This window comes from Calidithermus chliarophilus DSM 9957 (genome assembly GCF_000430045.1).
GTDB classification, from domain to species: domain Bacteria; phylum Deinococcota; class Deinococci; order Deinococcales; family Thermaceae; genus Calidithermus; species Calidithermus chliarophilus.
The window spans coordinates 1653316-1670208 of sequence record NZ_KE387023.1 but is presented as its reverse complement, the minus strand read 5'-3'; the positions used below and the strand labels follow the sequence as shown (position 1 = coordinate 1670208).

At 69.4% G+C, this 16893-nt stretch carries 17 protein-coding genes and 1 pseudogene; 11 read left to right on the top strand and 7 right to left on the bottom strand.

Annotated elements, in window-relative coordinates:
* Positions 1-30: 30 nt before the first annotated feature.
* From MEICH_RS0108195 to MEICH_RS27045, 4 genes are all read left to right on the top strand, one after another.
* On the top strand, positions 31-1770 hold the full coding sequence (locus tag MEICH_RS0108195; protein ID WP_027892204.1) for a VanW family protein: 1740 nt from the start codon (positions 31-33) through the stop codon (positions 1768-1770).
* A 658-nt stretch (positions 1771-2428) separates the two neighbouring features.
* Entirely contained in the window at positions 2429-3490 is a 1062-nt protein-coding gene (pheS, locus tag MEICH_RS0108190; protein ID WP_027892203.1) for a phenylalanine--tRNA ligase subunit alpha, read from the top strand.
* Positions 3491-3580: 90 nt separating this feature from the next.
* Positions 3581-5929 (top strand): phenylalanine--tRNA ligase subunit beta, encoded by a 2349-nt coding sequence (gene pheT / locus MEICH_RS0108185; RefSeq protein WP_027892202.1) that lies wholly within the window; start codon positions 3581-3583, stop codon positions 5927-5929.
* 3 nt (positions 5930-5932) lie between these two features.
* The gene (locus tag MEICH_RS27045) at positions 5933-6511 is read left to right on the top strand and encodes a DUF5063 domain-containing protein (protein WP_051304048.1); all 579 of its coding nucleotides are present in this window, start codon (positions 5933-5935) and stop codon (positions 6509-6511) included.
* Positions 6512-6793: 282 nt separating this feature from the next.
* Here MEICH_RS27045 and MEICH_RS0108175 read toward each other — a convergent pair whose 3' ends face one another.
* Positions 6794-6991: a hypothetical protein gene (locus tag MEICH_RS0108175; protein WP_157202674.1), complete on the bottom strand. Its 198-nt coding sequence runs from the start codon at positions 6989-6991 to the stop codon at positions 6794-6796.
* Positions 6992-7104: 113 nt separating this feature from the next.
* On the opposite strand from MEICH_RS0108175, the gene MEICH_RS24260 reads away from it, so the two are divergent.
* Entirely contained in the window at positions 7105-7896 is a 792-nt protein-coding gene (locus tag MEICH_RS24260) for a nucleotidyltransferase domain-containing protein (RefSeq protein WP_051304047.1), read from the top strand.
* Between the two features lie 56 nt (positions 7897-7952).
* The gene (locus MEICH_RS0108165; RefSeq protein WP_027892200.1) at positions 7953-8441 is read left to right on the top strand and encodes a hypothetical protein; all 489 of its coding nucleotides are present in this window, start codon (positions 7953-7955) and stop codon (positions 8439-8441) included.
* Positions 8442-8648: 207 nt separating this feature from the next.
* Here the strand turns inward: MEICH_RS0108165 and lysA are convergent, their stop codons facing one another.
* On the bottom strand, positions 8649-9821 hold the full coding sequence (gene lysA / locus MEICH_RS0108160) for a diaminopimelate decarboxylase (protein WP_027892199.1): 1173 nt from the start codon (positions 9819-9821) through the stop codon (positions 8649-8651).
* A gap of 69 nt (positions 9822-9890) precedes the next feature.
* On the opposite strand from lysA, the gene MEICH_RS0108155 reads away from it, so the two are divergent.
* The 4 genes from MEICH_RS0108155 to MEICH_RS0108140 all read left to right on the top strand — a co-directional run bounded on the left by MEICH_RS0108155 (position 9891) and on the right by MEICH_RS0108140 (position 12487).
* A complete protein-coding gene (locus MEICH_RS0108155; protein ID WP_027892198.1) occupies positions 9891-10592 on the top strand; it encodes a gamma-glutamyl-gamma-aminobutyrate hydrolase family protein in 702 nt (233 codons plus the stop codon).
* A gap of 92 nt (positions 10593-10684) precedes the next feature.
* Entirely contained in the window at positions 10685-11272 is a 588-nt protein-coding gene (purN, locus tag MEICH_RS0108150) for a phosphoribosylglycinamide formyltransferase (protein ID WP_027892197.1), read from the top strand.
* Positions 11265-11873, top strand: coding sequence for a DNA-3-methyladenine glycosylase family protein (locus tag MEICH_RS0108145; RefSeq protein ID WP_027892196.1), 609 nt, complete (start codon positions 11265-11267; stop codon positions 11871-11873). Before purN ends, MEICH_RS0108145 begins: the two co-directional genes overlap by 8 nt.
* Before the next feature lie 59 nt (positions 11874-11932).
* Complete coding sequence (locus MEICH_RS0108140) at positions 11933-12487, top strand: GNAT family N-acetyltransferase (protein ID WP_027892195.1); 555 nt, start codon at positions 11933-11935, stop codon at positions 12485-12487.
* A 54-nt stretch (positions 12488-12541) separates the two neighbouring features.
* Here MEICH_RS0108140 and MEICH_RS0108135 read toward each other — a convergent pair whose 3' ends face one another.
* The 5 genes from MEICH_RS0108135 to MEICH_RS0108115 form a co-directional block, all read right to left on the bottom strand.
* On the bottom strand, positions 12542-13318 hold the full coding sequence (locus MEICH_RS0108135) for an AlkZ-related protein (protein WP_027892194.1): 777 nt from the start codon (positions 13316-13318) through the stop codon (positions 12542-12544).
* Between the two features lie 201 nt (positions 13319-13519).
* Positions 13520-13810 (bottom strand): hypothetical protein, encoded by a 291-nt coding sequence (locus tag MEICH_RS0108130; protein ID WP_027892193.1) that lies wholly within the window; start codon positions 13808-13810, stop codon positions 13520-13522.
* A 49-nt stretch (positions 13811-13859) separates the two neighbouring features.
* Positions 13860-15461 (bottom strand): DAK2 domain-containing protein, encoded by a 1602-nt coding sequence (locus MEICH_RS0108125; protein WP_027892192.1) that lies wholly within the window; start codon positions 15459-15461, stop codon positions 13860-13862.
* Complete coding sequence (locus tag MEICH_RS0108120; protein ID WP_027892191.1) at positions 15454-15795, bottom strand: Asp23/Gls24 family envelope stress response protein; 342 nt, start codon at positions 15793-15795, stop codon at positions 15454-15456. Before MEICH_RS0108120 ends, MEICH_RS0108125 begins: the two co-directional genes overlap by 8 nt.
* A gap of 96 nt (positions 15796-15891) precedes the next feature.
* A complete protein-coding gene (locus MEICH_RS0108115; protein ID WP_084542234.1) occupies positions 15892-16554 on the bottom strand; it encodes a DUF3108 domain-containing protein in 663 nt (220 codons plus the stop codon).
* Positions 16555-16634: 80 nt separating this feature from the next.
* Between MEICH_RS0108115 and MEICH_RS30135 the strand changes: the two are divergent.
* Positions 16635-16893 (top strand): annotated as a pseudogene (locus MEICH_RS30135) (lipid-A-disaccharide synthase-related protein); the annotation flags it as partial.

Sequence of the window (16893 nt, the reverse complement as noted above, 5' to 3'; positions counted from 1 at the left end):
CAGGCACGAATTCCCTATGATGGGGGCGCTGTGAGAGGCTTTCGCTGGTTCGCGCTGGGCGTGGTGGGCTTGCTGCTGGTGGGCTGGGGTGGTTTCGAGCTGTACCACGCCCAGCGGATCTACCCGGGGGTAACGGCAGCGGGCGTGCCGGTAGGGGGGCTGACCCCTGAGCAGGCCGTCTCCCGCGTCGGCGAGGCCACCCGCGGCCTCGAGCCCCCCGTCCTCCAGGTCCGCGCCCACACCCGCAGCGTGCGGGTGACCGCCTCCGAGCTGGGCTGGCAGCCCGACCCCCGGGCTACCGTCGAGGCCGCGCTGGCCGTGGGCCGCACCGGCGACCTCGCCCGGCGCCTGGGCGACCGCTTCGAGGCCCTGCGCCACGGCATGAGCGTGCCGCTGAAGGCCAAGGTGGACCTCGGCGTCCTGCGCGCGCGGCTCGAGGCCCTCGCCAACAGCGTCAAGCAGCCCCCGCTCGACGCCAAGCTGGTGGTCGAGGGCGGAGTGTACGTGGTCGAGCCCGAGCGCCCCGGCTTCAAGTTCGACCTCTCCGCGGCCGTGGCCGCCTACGAGCAGGACCCCACCCGCACCGAGCTCGAGCTCCTCACCGTCAACCTCCCTGCCAAGGTCATCCGCGAGGACCTGCAGCCCCTGGCCGAGCAGGCCAACGCGCTGCTGCGCCCGCTGACCCTGGTGTACAACACCGGCCAGCAGGTCTTCAGCCGGGGGGTTTCCACGCAGGAAGTGGCCTCCTGGATCAGCTTCTCCGGCGGCCAGGTGACCGCCGACCGCGACGCCATCGCGGCCAGCGTGCGCCGGGTAGCCCGCGCCCTCGACCGCGCCCCCAGCGACGCCCGCTACGTGCTGCAGGGCGATCAACTGGCGGTCAAGCCCGAGCAGCCGGGCTGGAGGCTCGACGTGAAGGCCGCCGTGGGCCTGCTCGAGGCCGCCCTCTTCGACCCCCGGCGCGGCGGGGTCAACCTTCCGGTCGTGCCGGCCGAGCCCAGGGTCGCGGCCGCCGACCTGCCGCCGGTGGAGGAGTTGCAGCTTTTGGCCGAGGCCAGCACGTCCTTCAAGGGCTCGAGCGCCGAGCGCGTCGCCAACGTGGCCGCCGCCGCCCGCAACCTCGACGGCTACGTGGTGCCCGCGGGCGAGGAGTTCAACTTCAACCAGGCGGTCGGCGACATCAGCCCGGAGAACGGCTTCAAGGAGGCGCTGGTGATCTCGGGCGGCCGCACGGTGAAGGGCGTGGGGGGCGGGGTCTGCCAGGTCTCGACCACGGCCTTCCGCGCACTCTACCAGGCCGGCCTCCCCGTGCTCGAGCGCAACCAGCACGCCTACCGGGTGCGCTGGTACGACCCCATCGTCGGCTACGACGCCGCCGTGTACCAGCCCTACCTCAACCTGCGCATGAAGAACGACACCCCGGGCCCCCTCCTGGTGCGGGCCGTCGCCAAGGGCGGCGTCATGACCGTGCAGCTCTACGGCATCCCCGACGGGCGCAAGGTCACGGTCTCCAAGCCCGTCATCCTCTCCCGCACCCCCCACCCCCCGGCGCAGTACGTGGTAGACGCGAGCCTTCGCCCCGGCCAGGTCAAGCAGGTGGACTGGGCCGTAGACGGCTACCGCACCCGCATCACCCGCACCGTAGTAAGCCCCTCGGGCGAGGTCAGGACCGACGTTCTGAACTCCAACTTCCGCCCCTGGCGCGCGGTCTACCTAATCGGCCCCGGCACCCAGTTCGGCGGCCGAGGCGGGGCGCGGGCCTCGAGGTAGAAGCTTTCAGCCATCAGCCTTCAGCGGTAAGCGGGAAGCTCATGGTAAACCCCTCCCCGCCGGCAGGGAGGGTTTATCCCCCCTAACCCCCCTTGCCAAGGGAGGAACAAGGCATTTGGCATTTGTTTGGCATTTGGCATTTGGCATTTGGCATTTGGCATTTGGCGTTTGGCATTTGGCGTTTGGCGTTTGGCGTTTGGCGTTCGGCGTTCGGCGTCTCGCGTACGACGTAGGACGTACGACGCACGACCCGCGCCCGCGCCCGGCTACCGCCCACCGACCCCACAAGAGGGCGAGGGCGAAGTGGTTCGCTCCACTTCACCCCCATAGGCTCGAGATCGACTTCAGCAGGCGTTCGCTAGACGAAAAGATGACAGCGTAAGACGACGCAATTCGTAAAGTTTTAGCCCCCGTCCCGGTGCACCCAGAACAAGCTAAGCCTACCGAGCGGCGGGCCTATAGCCTGTGACATCTGACCACGGGCGAAGCCGCCCCTTGAGAAAGCGGGCGGCTCGGGTTAAGCTCGTAGGCAATATGTGGGCTTGGGGGTGGTTTTTTAGGTAGCCTGCGGGAGTTGCCACGGCACTCTCGCGGGCGGCCTCGTGCCGCCCGCCCTCTTTTCGAGCGGTAGACTGCTCGGGGCCCCGACGGAGGAGCGATGGACACAGACGCAGCACTCAAGCAGATCGAAGCGGCGCAGAGCCTCGAGGCCCTGCAAAGCCTCAAGGTGCAATACCTGGGCAAGAACGGCCTGCTGACCCAGCAGATGAAGACGCTGGGCAGCCTCTCGCCCGAGGAACGCAAGGAGCGGGGGCGGCAGCTCAACGAGGCCAAGAGCCGGCTCGAGGGGGCGCTCGAGGCCCGCGAGGCGGCCCTGCGCGAGAAGGCGCTGCAGGAGCAGCTCGAGAAGGAGGCCCTCGACGTCTCGCTGCCGGGCTACGCCTTCCCCAGCGGCGGGCTGCACCTCATCAGCCAGATCCAGCAGGAGCTCCTCGACATCTTCCGCAGCATGGGCCACAGCGTGGTGGAGGGGCCGGAGGTCGAGAGCGAGTTCTTCAACTTCGACGGGGTCAACATGCCCGAGTGGCACCCCGCGCGCGACATGCAGGACACCTTCTGGCTGCAGAAGCCCGAGCACTTCACCATCCGCGGGCCCTTCGGCGAGGACGTGGGCGACCTCGGCGGCGCCCTGCTGCGCACCCACACCTCGCCCATGCAGGTGCGCTACATGATCCAGCACACCCCGCCCTTCAAGATCGTGGTGCCGGGGCGGGTGTTCCGCTACGAGCAGACCGACGCCTCGCACGAGGCCATGTTCTTCCAGCTCGAGGGCCTGGTCGTGGGGCCGGACATCACCATGGCCGACCTCAAGGGTGCGATCACCGAGCTCGCCCGGGGGCTCTTCGGGGCCGAGGCCAAGGTCCGCTTCCAGCCCACCTTCTTCCCCTTCGTCGAGCCCGGGGCCCAGTTCGCCATGTGGTGGGCCGAGCGGGAGCGCTGGCTCGAGCTCGGCGGCAGCGGCATGGTGCACCCCAACGTCTTCAAGGCCGTTAACGACTACCGCGAGAAGATGGGCCTGCCCCGCGCCTACGAGGGCATGACCGGCTGGGCCTTCGGCTTCGGCATCGAGCGGCTGGCCCTGCTGCGCTACGGCATCCCGGACATCCGCTACTTCTACCAGCAGAACCGGCTCTCCTTCCTGCGGCAGTTCAGAAACTAGTCAAACGCCAAACGTCGAACGCCCAGCGCCGGAAGATTCTTCTGCGTTTAGCGTTTTGCGCCGGGCGTTCAGCGCAACCGGAGGTTGCAAATGCGAATCGTCTATAGCTGGCTCAAAGAGTTCCTGCCCGAAGCACCCGCCCCCGAGCGGCTGGAGGAATTGCTCGCCGGGCTGGGGCACGAGACCGAGACCATCGACCGCCTGCCCGCCCCCGACGCCGGGATCGTCTTCGCGAGGGTGCTGGCGGTGGAGCCCATCCCCGGCGCCGAGGTGCGCAAGCTCGTGCTCGACGCCGGGCGGGAGGTCCAGGTGGTTTCCGGGGCGCCCAACGCCCGGGCGGGCATGGGCGTGGCGCTGGCCCTGCCGGGCGCGGTGCTGCCGGGGGGCCTCGAGCTCTCCGCCCGCAAGATCCAGGGCCTGGAGTCCTACGGCATGGCCCTGTCGGCCAAGGAATTGGCGGTGGGCGAGTACGCGGGCGGGCTGATGGAGTTCCCCGAGGACGCCCTACCCCCCGGCACGCCGCTGGCCGAGGCCTGGCCCGAGGACTGGGTGGTCGAGGTCGAGATCACCCCCAACCGCGCCGACGTGCTCTCGGTGTACGGCACGGCCCGCGACCTGGCCGCTCTGGGCATGACCCTCGTCCACCCCGACCCCAGGCCCAGGACGACCCCCATCCCCCTCCCCTTCCAGGTCTGGATCGACGACCCCAAAGGCTGCGACCGCTTCACCCTCTCCTACGCCCGCAACCTGCGCAACGGGCCCTCGCCGCTCGCCGTGCAGCGCCGCCTCTACGCTGCCGGGATGCGGCCCATCAGCCGCATCGTGGACGCGAGCAACTACGCCATGCTCGAGCTGGGCAACCCCATCCACGCCTACGACGCCCGCTTCATCGGGGAGGGCATCCGGGTGCGCCGCGCCCGCAAGGGCGAGCGGCTGGTCACGCTCGACGGGGTGGAGCGCGAGTTCGACGGGCGCGACCTGCTCATCACGGTCGAGCACGGCGGGCACAACACCCCCGAGGGCATCGCGGGCGTGATGGGCGGTTCGCACGGCGAGGTCCGCGAGGACACCGCCGAGGTCGCGCTCGAGGTCGCCCACTTCGACCCGGTCTCCGTCCGGGGCACCGCCAAGCGGCAGGGCCTCAAGACCGAGGCCAGCTACCGCTTCGAGCGCGGCGTGGACCCCGACGGGCAGGTGCGGGCCGCGCTGCGCTTCATGGAGCTGGTGCAGCAGTGGCAGGGCGAGGGCGCCGAGGTGGCCGAGGGCCGCATCGACCTCAACCACACCCGCCCGCGCGAGCCCATCGCCTTCCGCCCCAGCTACGCCAACCGGCTCATCGGGGCCGGCTTCGCGGAGGCCGAGCAGCTCGAGGCCCTCGAGCGCCTGGGCTTCCGGGTCGAGGGCCGCGCCGAGCCCTACCGGGTGACCGCGCCCACCCACCGCATGGACATGGAGATCGAGGAGGATTTGGTGGAGGAGGTGGCCCGCATCATCGGCTACGACAAGATCCCCGTCACCCTCCCCTCCTTCTTCCCCGCCCCCGACAACCTGGGCGTGGACGAGCCCTTCGAGGCCAAGCAGCGGCTCAAGCGCGCGCTGGTGGGGCTGGGCTTCCAGGAGGTGGTCAACTACTCCTGGACCAGCCCGGAGGAGCTCAGCCTTTACCGCGCCCCCGCCCCCACCGTGGCCTTCGCCAACCCCCAGGCCTCCGACCGCACCCACCTGCGCACCGCCGTCTACCCCGGGCTGCTGCACAACCTCAAGACCAACCTGGCCCAGGGCGAGGAAGGCCCCTTCCTGCTCTTCGAAATCGGCAACGTGTTCAACGAGTCCGAGACCACCCGGCTGGGGATGCTGCTCTCGGGCGAGACGGTGCCGGGCCTGTGGCAGCCGGGGCTCGCGGGCGGCTTCTACGCGCTCAAGGGGCTCCTGGAGAGCGCCGCCGCGCACCTGGGGGCCACGCTGCGCGTCGAGAAGGAGGGCTTCGCCCACCTGCACCCGGGCGTCTCGGGCGCGGTGTACTGGAACGGGCGGAAGGTGGGCTCCATCGGGCAGTTGCACCCTGCCATCGCCGCGCAGGCCGAGCTGCCTACGGCGTATCTGGTCGAGCTCGAGCTCCCGCTCCCCGCCTCCCAGACCCGCTTCAAGGACGTGGCCAAGTACCCCGCCTCGCTGCGCGACCTGGCGGTGGTGGTGCCCGAAGGCGTGCCCTACGGCGAGGTCGAGCGCATCCTGCGCGCCAGCGCCGGCGAGCACCTCGAGAGCCTGCAGATCTTCGACGTGTACCGGGGCAGCCCGCTCGAGCCCGGCCAGAAGAGCATGGCCTTCCACCTCAGCTTCCGCCACGAAGGGCGCACCCTCACCGACGCCGAGACCGACGGCTACATGCAGAACGTGATCGGGGCCATCGAGGAGGCGGGGTACGCGATCCGGCGCTGAGCCATGGGCGATTTTGTTAACCCCTATATTAGCCACCCTGCGCTGGCAACGTTTGCACAGCTTGCGGACGAGTTTTGCGGCTTTCTCGAGGGGGAGGAAGCTTCCCCCTCGAGAGGCTTTATTCAGCGGCTACATCATCTGTTATCCCGGCTCTATCTCGGCGCCCTGGAGCTTCCACACACGGACGTGTTATTCGGACCCGAAAACGACGACGAAGAGGCATCTAACGCGCAGGCAGACAACTATCGCCGGGAGGAACTGGAGCAACAAATCCGCCAGGTTGTCGCACGCTTAGCCGGATATCTGGGTGAGATCGACTATTACCTTGAAGTGTTCGACCCCTATGAAACTTCAAACGCCGAGCCGGTTGGCGGGTCGCTGGTCGATGACATTTCTGATATCTACCGGGATCTGCTCGCAGGCCTGCGGCAGTGGGAGCGCGGCGAGAGCGGAGCAGCCCTATGGGAGTGGCGGTTCAATTTCGAGGTCCACTGGGGAGAGCACGCTATAAGCGCGATCCGGGCGATCCACACTCGGGCCGCCTTCTACGACCTGGGTTGGTTTAATGCCGACCCAACCTAAGGGTTGAAACCACCGGGACTTGCCGAAAGGCTGCAATACCCACGGCCCGCAGTGCATCACCACAGCCGCAAGCGCTTGAGCCCGCGTTTGCCCACTATGAGTGCGGCATAGCAGGCCTGGGTGGTTTCGCCTTACTCCCGGCACTGCCCCTGGGACCCTGGGAGTCAGGGCCAACTCGAACCGTTCCCGCCTTTCGACGGTTTACTGACACAGGAAACATCACCGGCTCGAGGCACGCGGCTCTCGAGCCGGAACAAATCAGAACCTCCCCCGGTTCCAGGCTCAGGCGTCCACCAGTTCGGGCTCGAGCAGCTCGAGGGCGGGCTCCGGCGCCTTCTCCACGTACAGCTTCATCTGCCGTGGGGGCCAGATCGAGGGCATGGGCCCTTCCATGACGTGGGGCAGGTGGTGCGTGAAACCTTCGTAAAGGGCCTGCTTCTGCTCTTCCCCGCTGGATTGCCGGGTCTGCTGCTTTTTCATCTCCATCCCTCCTCACCCCGACACGCCAAAGGTAGCCGCGCCCTGGTAACACGCCGGTCACGCAGCCGGTGCCGGGGCTTCCGCGCCGGGCGTGGCCCCCTAGGATGGAGGCCATGGACCATCCCTTGCCCCAACCCCTGATCGCCGAAGTGCTCGAGGAGTTCGTCCCGCCCGAGGCGGTGGGGGTGGGGCTGCTGGGCAGCTTCGCCCGGGGCCAGGGGCAGCGCTACAGCGACTTAGACCTCAACATCTTCGTGCCACGAGCGCCCGAGGAGCGGGCCGAGCGCTACACGCTGCGCCGCCGCTCGGGCCGCCTGATCAGCCTCAAGAAGCTCACCCTCGAGGCCCAGCGCGCCGAGCTCTCCCGGCCCCAAGACGCCGTCTGGGCGGTGCCGGGCCTGCGCCAGATGCGCGTTTTGTACGACCCGCACGGCGGGCTGGCCCGGCTAAAGGCCGAGGCCGAGGCCTTCGCCTGGGAGGGGCTGGAGCACGAGGCCGACGCCTTCGTGAGCTACGAAGTGCTCACCGGCGCGGAGGAGGTGCACAAGGTGCTGGGAGGGCTCGAGCGCCAGGACCCCTCCAAGGTGGTCTACGCCACGCTGGGGCTGGGGCTGGGCGCTGCCCGGCTGATGGCGGTGCACAAGCGGCTGTTCATCGAGAGCGAGAACCGCTACTTCGACCTGCTCTACCGCGCCCTCGGGCGCGAGTCGCCCTGGAGCCGCGCCCACAAGCTGGCGGTGGGGTGGAAGGCCGGGGCCTTCGAGCGGCGGGGTATCGCGGCCTTGCAGTTGTATTGGGAAACCTTCATGGAAGTGCAGGCCGTGGTGCGCGAGGAGCACCTCGAGGTCGTGCACCCCACGCTGCAGGCCATCCAGGAGGGGGGCTGGCTCGAGGCCCGGCTTTAGCGGGCTGTCCAAATCCGGCCTGAGGACCGGCCCCGGCTGGGTATACTGCTGGGGTAATGAGGGTCGAGGTCTCCTTGCTGGATGTGGCGGTCTTCTTCGTGATCGCCCTGTCGCTGGCCTACGGGGTGCGCAAGGGTGCGCCGTTCGCCATCGCCGTGGTGCCCGCGCTGGTGCTGTACGCGGTGCTGGTGCAGTTCCTCCCCCTTCAGGAAAACCCCTGGCTGGGCACCGTCCTCGCCGTGATCCTGGGCGGCGGCGCCGCGGCCCTCGCGCAGCTAGTCCCCCTCCCCCGCTTCTCCAACGTCACCGAGGGCGTCATCGGCGGCGCGGGCGGGGCGCTGTGGGGCCTGTTCCTGGCGGTGAGCATCTGGGTCTCGTTCCCCGCCCAGTACAAGGCCTCCACCGGCTCACTGCAGTACCCCTCCGACCGCATCTCCGATCTCGTCGCGCAGAGCATTGAGGGCAGCGGCTTCGCCCAGCCCTTGTTCAACTGGGTCATCAAGAACCCGGCCATTCAGAAGATCTTTCCGCCGAATTTGCAGTGATGGTCGATAGTCGATAGCCCATAGCCGAACGCCGGGCGCGGGTCGTACGTCGTACGTCGTACGCGAGACGCCGAACGCCGAACGCCAAACGCAAGACGCCTTGTCACCCCCCTTAGCAAGGGGGGCTGGGGGGGATAAACCCTCCCCTCCGGCGGGGAGGGCTGGGGAGGGGCAACCACGATCCACGGGCCTTCCGCTCCACCTCCCCTACCCTTCCGCCTGTTCCTCCAGCAGCAGGCTCTCCCAGCTTTGGCGCTGGCGCAGCACTTCCCACTCTTCCCCGGTCCACAGCAGCTCGAGCGGGCGCGGGGTGTCGAGGTAGTTGCTGCTCATGCTGCTGCCGTAGGCCCCGGCTTGCAGGATCGCCAGAGCGTCGCCCTCCTGGGGGGTGGGGAGGGTGAGGTCGCGGGCGAGGATGTCGCCGCTCTCGCAGGCGGGGCCGGCGAGGTCGAAGGTTTGGGGGGTGCCGCCGGCGTAGAGCGGTTCCACGGGGTGCTCGGCGCCGTAGAGCATGGGGCGCAGCAGGTGGCTCATGCCCGCGTCGACCAGCAGGAAGTTGCGGCGGGTGTGCTTGGTGCCCCAGGTGCGGGTGACGAGCACCCCGGCCTCGGCGACGAGGTAACGGCCGGGCTCGAGCCACAGCTCCACCCCCAGCCGCTCGGCCAGCCCCAGGGCCTCGGGGGCCAGGGCGGCGAGGTCGAGGCCGAGGCCGAAGCCGCCGCCCAGGTTGAGCACCTCGAAGGGGCCGTGCTCCTGGTAGAGGCGCTCCATCACCGCGTAGCCGGCGCGGAAGTCTTCGGGGTGCTCGAGCGCGGATCCCAGGTGCACGTGCAGGCCCAGCACGTCGAGGCCCCCGGCACGGGCGATCTCGAGGGCCCTCCCCACGTCCTGGGGCAGGATGCCGAACTTGCTCTCGCCGCGCCCGGTCGCCAGGTGGTCGTGGGTGACGACCGGCAGGTCGGGGTTGACCCGCAGCAGGACGTGGCTGCCGGGGAGGTGGCGGGCCACGCGCTCGGCGTCGGCCAGGGAGTCGAGGCCCAGCAGGGGCACCCCCAGCTCCTTGAGCTCGGCCAGGACCGCCGGGGTCTTGACCGGCCCGTTGAGCAGCACCTCGGTGCGCTTGAAGCCCGCGGCGTAGGCCCGGCGCACCTCGCCCAGGCTCACCGCCTCGAGGAACACCCCCCACCCCAGCAGGCGCCGCAGGATGCCCAGGCGGGGGTTGGCTTTCATGGCGAAGAAGACCTCGGCCTTGGGGAACGCGGCCCGCAGGGCGCCCACCCGGGCCTGGACCGAGGCGAGGTCGTAGGCGTAGAAGGGGGTTTCGTAGCGCTCCAGGGCCGACTGCAGGGCCTCTTTGAAGTGGGGGTTCAAGCCGCTCATCGGCCCTAGATTACCCGAGCCTTCTGAGAGCGGTGGGCCACCGGGCGCGGCGCGTGCGAGAATACGGCCATGCTCATCGGCGTCGCTGCCCAGTACCGCACCACCGGCGAACTCATCCGCACCAAGATCTGGGGCCTGCTCGAGCCCTACGTCAAGGCCCTCGAGGCCCAGGGGGCCGCCGTGGTGGTCATCCCGCCGCAGGCCCAACCCCGCCTGCCCGAGATCGCCCGCAGGCTCGACGGCATCCTGCTGCCCGGCGGGGTGGACGTGGACCCGGCCCACTTCGGCGAGGAGCCCATCCCCGAGATGGGCGAGGTCTCGCTCGAGCGCGACGCCCTCGAGCTCGCCCTGGCCCGCCACGCGGCCGAGCACGGCATCCCGCTGCTGGGCATCTGCCGCGGCATCCAGGTGGTCAACGTGGCGCTGGGCGGCAGCCTCTACCAGGACCTCCCCGCCCAGGGCTTCAAGGCCGTGCAGCACTACCAGAAGTCGGAGTCCGGGGTGCTGGGGCACAGCGTGGAGCAGACCGCCCCCAGCCCGCTGCAAAGCCTCTTCCCCCAGCGCTTCAGGGTCAACTCCTACCACCACCAGGCCCTCAAGGACCTGGCCCCCGGCCTGCGGAGCGCCGCCGTCGCACCCGACGGCGTGGTGGAGGCGGTGACGCTCGAGGGCCACCCCTTCTACCTGGGCGTGCAGTGGCACCCCGAACTTCTGCCCGAGCAGTGGGGCATTTTCCGCGCGTTCGTCGAGGCGGCGAAGCAGCCTGCTTAGCCAATGGCTCATAGCCGATCGCCGAGCAGCACTCGTCCACAGCTATTGAGCTATCCGCCATCAGCTATCGGCCTTTCCGGTACGATACCCCCGTGAACCTCGGTTTTCTCGCCTCAGGACGGGGCAGCAACATGCAAGCAGTGATCGACGCCTGCAAGCGCGGGGAGCTCGCGGCCACGCCGCGGGTGGTCATCTCCAACAACAGCGCTTCGGGGGCGCTCGAGCGGGCCCGGCAGGAGGGCATCCCCGCCTACCACCTCTCGAGCCACACCCACGGCGAGGGGCTGGACGAGGCCATCCTCGAGACCCTGCGGCGGCACGAGGCCCAACTGGTGGTGCTGGCGGGGTACATGAAGAAGCTGGGGCCGCGCACGCTGGCGGCCTACCGCAACCGCATCGTCAACATCCACCCGGCCCTATTGCCGAAGTTCGGCGGGCAGGGGATGTACGGGATGAACGTGCACCAGGCGGTGATCGCGGCGGGCGAGCGCGAGACGGGCGTGACCATTCACCTCGTGGACGAGGAGTACGACCACGGGGCCACCCTGGCCCAGGCCCGCGTGCCGGTGCTCCCCGGCGACACGCCCGAGACCCTGGCCCGGCGGGTGCTCGAGCGCGAACACACCTTTCTCGTCGAGACGCTGGGCAGAATCGTCCGCGGTGAGCTCCCCCTTGATTGACGAACAGGCCCTGCGGGAGGGTCTGGAGTACCTGCGCGAGCGCGACACGGCGCTGGCGGGAGTGCTCGAGCGCTTCGGCCCGCCCCCACTGTGGACGCGCGAGCCGGGCTTCGCCACGCTGGTGCACGTCATCCTCGAGCAGCAGGTCTCGCTGGCCTCGGCCCGCGCCGCCTTCGAGCGGCTCGAGGCGGCCATTCCCCTCACCCCCGCCCACTTCCTCTCCCTCGACGACGCCACGCTGCGGGCCATCGGCTTCAGCCGCCAGAAGACGCTGTACGTGCGCCACCTGGCCCAAGCCGTCCTGGACGGCTTCGACCTCGACGGGCTGGCCGAGCTCGACGACCTCGAGGTCCGGCGCCGCCTCACCGCGCTCAAGGGGGTGGGGGCCTGGACCAGCGAGGTCTACTTGCTGATGGCGCTGCGCCGCCCCGACGCCTGGCCGGCAGGCGACCTGGGGCTGCAGCTCGCCGTGCAGGAGCTCAAGGGCCTGGGGCGCCGGCCCTCCCCCGCCGAGCTCGAGGCCCTGGCCGAGCCCTGGCGCCCCTGGCGGGCGGTGGCGGCGCGGCTGGCCTGGCACCACTACCTCAGCACCCGCTGCTAGCGGCGGCGCGGCGTGTTAGCCTACCGGCAGGCGGCGAGCCCGCACTGGAGGTCCCACTGATGCCCTTCCGCCTCGAGTCCCCCCGGCTGATCCTGCGCCAGTTCGAAGCGCGCGACCTCGAGCCCTTCCTCGCCTACCGCTCCGACCCCCGAGTCGCCCGTTACCAGAGCTGGGAAGCGCCCTACCCCCGCGAGAAGGCCCTGGCCTTCCTCGAGTGGGCCGCCCAGGCCCGGCCCGCGCCGGGGCAGTGGTTCCAGGTCGCCCTCGAGTCCAAGGACACGGGCGAGACCCTGGGCGACTGCGCCTTCTTCTGGCTCGAGGACGGCCAGCAGGCCGAGATCGGCGTCACGCTGGCCGCGCAGCACCAGGGCAAGGGCTACGCCCGCGAGGCCCTGGAACGCCTGCTCGAGCACCTATTCGAGGACCTGGGGCTCCACCGGGTGCGGGCCAACGCCGACGTGGAGAACCACGCCGCCTGGCACCTGATGGTCCAGCTCGGCATGCGGCTGGAGGGGCATTTCGTCGAGAGCCTGTGGTTCAAGGGCCGCTGGAGCAGCGAGTACCACTACGCCATCCTCCGGCGGGAGTGGCGCGAGCGGCGGGGCTCGAGCTAGCCCGCCCCCTCCTCCACCCGGGCTGCCGGACCACCGACCACCCGTGCAGGGAACCTAGTCCAGCACAGCCAACTCGGATAGGACGAACGCGCTGGTGGGCTTGGGGTCTTCCCGGCCCACCAGCACGCCTTTGTGGCGCAGGCTGGCGAGGGCCTCGAGGGTGTCGTCCGGCTCCCAGCCGAAGAGCTTGTGCACGTCGCTCAGCAGAGCGACCCCTACCGAGCGGAAGTAGAGGGTGAGCAGGTGCTCGCGGGCCTCGAGGCTGCCGATGGGACGGGCCTGCTCGAGCAGCTCCGGGTGGTGGCGGTGCACGCACTCGTAGATGAAGGCGTACTTCCAGCGCCCGGCCTCGGCCACCCCCACGGGGAGCACCTTGAAGTCGGCCTGGAGCTCGTCGAGGGCCTTGCCGAAGGCGTAGGGCTCGAGCCCGGCCTTGCGCCGCAGCTTCTGGGTGTGCGTCGCACCCTCCCCCAGCAGCACCTCGTAGACGCGCTTGGCCGCGGGCGAGAGCCGTCCGGCCTGGAACTGCTCGAGGTAGTCGCTCTCGGGCTCCCCGTAGTTCTCGGAGAGGGCGTAGAAGTAGGGGGCGGCCTCGAGGGAGATCATGGTGGCCTTGCGCCGCAGCACCTTGGCGTAGTACCAGCGCTTTTGCCCCAGCATGCGGTCCTTCCAACCCCAGGTCTTGTGCCCGGAGTCGCGGTGGGAGGAGGCCACCGGGCGGTCCCCCGCCACCGCCACCCACAGGCTGGGCAGTTCCACGCCCTGGATGGGCCAGAAGAACACGAAGCCGCGCTCGTTCACGAAGCGCACCGCCCCTACCAGGCTCTTCACCCCTTCCGGTTTGTATGTTTCTGCCCGATAAGCCGCCAGTTGATTAAGCTCCACCGTACCAGCCTAAACCCGGCGGCGGGCCCGGGCCAAGGGGGGAAGCTCACGGTTTCGCCGTCCAGTGCATAGGTTTGACGCATAGCGCATACCGTGGTACGCTGAATTTATCAGCGCGAAAGGCGCTGCTTTTTTATTGGCCCTCCCTCAAAAGCGAACCCGCCCCTCGAGCCCTTCCCACACCCAGGGTTCGACCTCCGGGAATTGCGAGGCCAGGTGGCGCAGGTTCAGGTAGGGCCGCTGCTCCAGGATGCGCCCGGCCAACTCGGGCTCCAGGCCGAGCTCGAGCAGGTCTTCCTGGCTGCAGGTGTTGAGGTTGGGCGGCAGCATGAAGCCTTGCTCGGGTGGGGTGGGCAGCACCTGGCGGATGGGCGAGAAGATCTGGGCCAAACCCAGCATCATCCCGCCCAGGAGGTCGGATAGCCGGCTGCGGGGCATGGCTCAGGCTAGCCCAGGGACTTGTGAGAAAACCGAGCTCCAGGGCGCGCTACTCGAGCGCCGCCAGGTAGTCGTAGAGGTCGGGGCCGCCCGGCAGCACCTCCACGCTGAGGTCTTCGAACTGGGCGTTGATCGTGGAAATCAGGCCTTCGAGGGTCTCCTTCTGGACGGTGGCCCCGTGGAAAAGGGTCATGATCTCGTACTCGCCGTCGGCCACGGTCAGGCGCAGCAGGTTGACCAGAGCCTCCTCGGGGGTCTCGGCCACCAGCACCAGCTTGTCGTTCTTCAGGCCGATGGGCTTGCCCTCCTTGACCTCGAGGCCCTCTAAGCTCACGTCGCGGCTGGCGCGGGTGACCTCGAGGGTCACCGCGCGGGCGGCGGCCTCCTCCATCTCGGGCACCAGCTCGGCGGGCTCGGCGTCGGCCTGGTAGACCACCGAGGCGGCCAGCCCCGCGCCCAGGGTGCGGGTGGGCACCACCACCACGTGCTTGCCCGCGCCCTTGGCGAGCTCGGCGGCCTGGTTGGCGCTCATGATCACGTTGGAGTTGTTGGGCAGCACGATCACGTGGGGGTTGGGCAGGCTCTTGATGGCGTCGAGGATGTCCTGCACGCTGGGGTTGGCGGTCTGGCCCCCGGCCACCACCCGCGCCCCGAAGCCCCGAAAGGCCTTGACCAGCCCCCAGCCCGCGGCCACCACCACCAGCCCGGTGGGCGGCGGGGCCTCGTCGGCGGCCCCGGCCATGCCCAGGATCTCGGTGTGCTGCTGCGACATGTCCTCGACCTTGGTTCGCACCATCTTGCCGTAGCGGGCCACCATCGCCAGCAGGCCGTCGGGGTCGTTGGTGTGGATGTGGCCCTTGACGTAGCCCTCGGCCCCCACCACCAAAAGCGAGTCGCCGTAGGGCGAGACCGCCTCGCGGATCGTCTCCACCGGCTCGGCCACGCCCTCCATCAGGAATTCGGTGCAGTAGCCGAACTCCTCCTCCTCGAAGGCGGTCTGGGCGTACTTCTCGATCTTGGGGGGCTCGGGCAGGGGCAGGCCCAGCACGTAGCCCTGCAAGCCCTCGACCAGGCGGATCAGGCCCGCGCCGCCCGCGTCCACCACGCCGGCCTGCTTGAGCACGGGCAGCAACTCAGGCGTGCCTTCCAGCGCCTTGCGCCCGGCGTCCAGGGCGGCCTCGAGCACCTCCTCGACGCTCGCCGCCTTGCCGCCCACCGACCTCGCCCCGTCGGCCAGGCCGCGGATGACGGTGAGGATGGTGCCCTCCACCGGCTTCATCACCGCCTTGTAGCCGGTCTGCTGGCCCTGCTCGAGGGCCCGCGCCAGCACCGCGGGCGTCAGGCGGCTCTCGTTCTTGATGGCCTCGGAGAAGCCCTTGAGGATCTGCGAGGTGATCACGCCGGAGTTGCCGCGCGCGCCCAGCAGCGAGCCGTAGCTGATGGCCCGCGCCACCTCGCCCATGCGCGAGGTGTCGGCCAGGTCGAGCTCGCGCCGCACCGACTGCAGGGTGAGGTGCATGTTGGTGCCGGTGTCGCCGTCGGGGACGGGGTAGACGTTGAGGGCGTTGGTCTCCTCGACGTAGACCGCGAACCAGTCGGTGGCGTAGCGGAAGGCCTTGGCTACGGCGTCGGGGGTCAGGGCTTCAGCCACGGCTCACCCCCACCACGTGCACGCGCACGGCCGAGAGGTCGGCCCCGGCCAGGCTCTTGGCCGCCCACTGCACGCGCTCGCCGATGTTGTCCACCACGGTGGGGATGCGCGAGCCGAACGCGACGACCACGTAGAGGTCGGCGACGTACTTGCCGGGGGCGGCGGGGTCGGGCTTGACCACCACCCCCTCGCTGGCTTCGGCCTTGCCCAGGATGCGGCTGATGGAGTCGCGGATGCCGGCGGGGCTCATGCCCACCACGCCCGGCACTTCATGGGCCGCCAGCCCCAGGATGGCGGCCAGGGCCCCTTCGGTTACGGTGATGTTGCCTTTCAAAACAAGCCTCCAGGAGCGCTGCGAGCCTTTAGCGTCTCGCTGCCAGCGCGTGAAGGCGGATTGCAGCGATGAGCTACTGGCGATCAGCTATCGGCGTTATTCTATCAGCCGCGCCTCGAGGCGGCCCCAGTCCCTCCCGAAAGCCAGCATCACCGGCGTGCGGCGGGCGTCGTCGCGCAGCCAGACCTCGATGGTCGCCCCGTTCTGCGTGATGCGGTAGCCCAGCAGCCCCTCCTTGCTCTTGTTCAGCACCTCGGGCCTGCCCTGGATGATGGAGTTGAAGTCGACCATCTGCACGTTCTTGACGTCGGGGTTGACCCGCAGGAAGTAGAGCACCGAGAGGTCGTCGAGCACCTCGCGCACGTCGGCCTTGTAGCTGCGCTGCTGGCCGTTGGGCTCGATGACGGTGGCCACCAGCGGCTCCTGGCTGGCCGAGCGCTCGGCCAGCAGGCGGGTGGTCCCCTTGAAGGGCTCGACGAGGGTCTTGACGAAGCGCAGGGTGTGGAGTTGCTCGTTGACCACGCTCTCCACCTCGAAGCCGTAGCCCAGCAGCACCCCCAGCCCCTTGGGGATCAGCTTGCCCTGGAAGCGCCAGCCCGCACCCTGGGCCTGCGCCACGACCTGCAGCTCGCCCGCCTCCACCCCTACCCAACTGAAGCGGTAGACCAATTTCTCCCCCGAGCTCCACGGCGTCTTCGCGGCCAGCGCCGCCGGGGCGGAGGCAATTAGCCCGATCAGTATCAGCCGGAACAATTGCATAGATTGACGTTAGCTTACTAAAACCGGCGCGCCCATGGATTAGGGGATGACGAGAACGGCTGCTAGACTTTTAACGCTCTATGGCGCGCATCCTGCTCATCTCCAACGGGCACGGCGAGGACGGCATCGCCTGCGCCGTGGGGCGGGAGCTGCGGGCGCTGGGGCACAGCCTCGAGGCCCTGCCGCTGGTGGGCCGGGGAGCGGCCTACGAGCAGGCCGGCTTCCGGGTGCACGGGCCGCGCAAGGTGATGCCCTCGGGCGGCTTCGTGCTCGACGACCCCGCCGCCTTCCTGCGCGACCTGCGGGCCGGCTGGCTGGGGATGAGCCTGGGGCACTGGC